This window comes from Halobacillus sp. BBL2006 (assembly GCF_000786645.1).
In the GTDB taxonomy this organism is placed as follows: domain Bacteria; phylum Bacillota; class Bacilli; order Bacillales; family Halobacillaceae; genus Halobacillus.
Map to the genome: position 1 here is coordinate 1 of NZ_JRNX01000938.1, position 1,011 is coordinate 1,011.

A 1,011-nucleotide genomic window follows, 5' to 3' on the forward strand; every position below is an offset into this window, starting at 1 on the left:
ACGGAAAGCGAGTGATTTCCCGGCACTCCTTTCTCTGTCTAAGGCAACGGAAACAGCTGTTATCTCGAAACTGAGTCTTCAACAATCGGGAGCTTTAATGAAATTAGAGAAATCAATAAAGAATATTACAGACCTTCTGAATTAGATAGATGAGATGGAAAAAGACTTAGTTAATGAAATTACACCTTTCAAAAGTGTGTCTTTCTTGCATACCTGCCTTAAAATAAATTATGATTAATACAGGCTTAATATTTCAGTGATACAGTATGAATGGAACTGTCGACAAATTCAGCCTGTTTTCTCTATCTGTGTAGGAGCTCTATTTATAGATGAAGATTATCTTTTGCGAAGTAATTGACGAATGATGACGAATTGAGCTAAACTACATAGTGGATTGACATTGTACCATTATAAAGTTGCCGTATTAATGTAACAGTTTTTGCTAAGGTTACACGTATGATTAATAAAGTTGTGTACAGGGTAAAACGTAAAGAGCAAAAAGGTACAGTTTTTTTTCATAATTGGGAAAGCTACTCACAGCATCCATTTTTAAAATAGGAAAGGAAGAGGTGAATCACTTTGAAACGAACTCTTGAGAACATTGAAAATCAGTTCGAAACGTTTCAAATCATGAACGAAGAAGGCGAAATCGTCAACGAAGACGCAATGCCTGATTTATCAGATGAAGATTTAAAAGAAATTATGCGCCGTATGGTTTATACGCGAATCTTAGACCAACGTTCCATCGCACTAAACCGTCAAGGACGTCTTGGTTTCTATGCACCAACCGCAGGACAGGAAGCATCTCAGCTAGGAAGCCAATTTGCACTTGAGAAAGCGGACTTTATCCTTCCGGGTTACCGTGATGTACCACAGTTAATCTGGCATGGTCTTCCATTATATCAAGCATTCTTATTCTCCCGTGGACACTATAAAGGAAACCAAATGCCTGAAGGTGTTAACGCAGTAAGCCCGCAAATCATCATCGGAGCTCAAATTACTCAAACCGCT

1 protein-coding gene is annotated in these 1,011 nt (G+C 38.1%); it reads left to right on the plus strand.

Going from position 1 to position 1,011, the window contains the following annotated elements; genetic code table 11:
* Positions 1 to 579 precede the first annotated feature (579 nt).
* The coding region (locus LD39_RS21230; protein ID WP_035553672.1) for a thiamine pyrophosphate-dependent enzyme at positions 580 to 1,011 on the plus strand (432 nt) is incomplete at its 3' end.